General features: G+C 66.9%; 1 protein-coding gene. It reads right to left on the reverse strand.

Going from position 1 to position 1479, the window contains the following annotated elements; translation table 11 throughout:
* On the reverse strand, nt 1-1414 hold a 1414-nt coding region (locus tag DMB66_RS59405), incomplete at its 3' end, for a hypothetical protein (protein ID WP_148112953.1).
* Nucleotides 1415-1479 lie beyond the last annotated feature (65 nt).

A 1479-nucleotide genomic window follows, 5' to 3' on the forward strand; every position in this document is an offset into this window, starting at 1 on the left:
CGGCGATCGTCTCACCTTCGGTGAGGGAGAGTCGCCAGCTTCCGTCGGTGGCGTAGACGGCTACTCCATGGCAACGCCGGTATTGGCGTGTCGCGGCGAGTAGCCGCGGCAGACGTGGGTCAAGAAGAGGATCCGCGATGCCTTGCACGCCAAGGCGGACTTGGATCGCTGCGGCGCCGGGTGGCGCGTCGAGAGTGAGGTCGTCAAGGCCGAGCTCGGACGCCGTGCGGGCACACCAGAGATCATCATCGATGAATGTAATGGCGCCCAGGAGCTGTAAATCGACTTCGGCGCGAGTGATGGTGCGTCCGGTGATGGCGCTGAGGTATCTGGCGGTTTCGTCTGTCGGGTCGACCAGGGTGTGGTTGAACGCGGCGATGATGATGGGCTGGGCCTCCACAATTCGTTCCCGACGGCGTGGACCAGGCTGTACGGTCAGCCAGCACAGTGCGGCAGCGGCTTCCGGTAGCCACTGGGGCAGTCGTTGTTTGGTTTTCGTACGGACTTCTTGATCGACTTGGTTGAGCCAGCCGGGGCGGGTGCCGCCTCCCGCGAATCCGCCGAGCCAGCGCAGCCACAGGTCATCAAGGTCTTGCTCGGTCAACTCCAGCCGGTCGGGGGTCTGGGCGGAGGCGAGGTTGAGTTCGGCGAACGCGCCGACGATCGTCGCGAAGTTGCCGGCCGGCGCAAGGGGTTCGACCCATGCCAGGCGTGGGTCAGCTTGCGTGTCGGCCCAGCGTCGTAGGAGGTTGCGGGCGCGTACCCGGACGCGGGCGGCGAGCCGCCACCTCCGCGGTGTCGGTGCCTCCTCTTCGTCGGCGTCGGCGTCGGCGTCGAGGAGTCGTGCAAGAAGTGAATGCCCGGCTCGGCCGGAAGCGGGCTCGGATGGAGTCCGCGCGCGTAGCGCGTCGAGGAGCTCGATGATCGGTTCGCTGGCGTCGAGACTGTCGCTCCAAATTCTTCCGTATCGGCTGGCGCGTGGGTCACGGCCGAGCTGTTCACGTTCGAGGCGTACCCATAGGTCGTCGTTGCCCTGTTCGGTTTCCTCATCGGCCGTGACGCCGCCGACTGAGGTGGATGTCGGCCTGTCGCTGACCTCCATCACCATGTTGCGGTGCAGCCAGGCCAGCATCTTGCCGAGCGGGCTGTCGAGGTCGCCAGTGACAAGGCCGTCCGGTAGGTCGAGGCTGGGTCGCGCTGTGGCGGTGAGCGCGGCTGCGAGTGCGGTCGGGTCGTCCACGACTACCTGGTTGGACAGGACGGCATCGTTGGCGTCGACCAGGCGTACGAGTCGCCCGTGCAGCGGACCAGCGGTGACGGCTCTCCCGGAGGTGTCGTGGGTGAGCGGTTGTCGGTGGGTCAGGTCGTCAAGCAGCCAACCGGGCTGGGCCATCGGCTCGCTGGCCACTTCCACCCGTCCGTCGCCGTTCGCGGCTGCGGAGATCAGGCGTACTGAGGGCGCTGCGGGTTCCGGTTCGG

Source organism: Actinoplanes sp. ATCC 53533 (assembly GCF_003947245.1).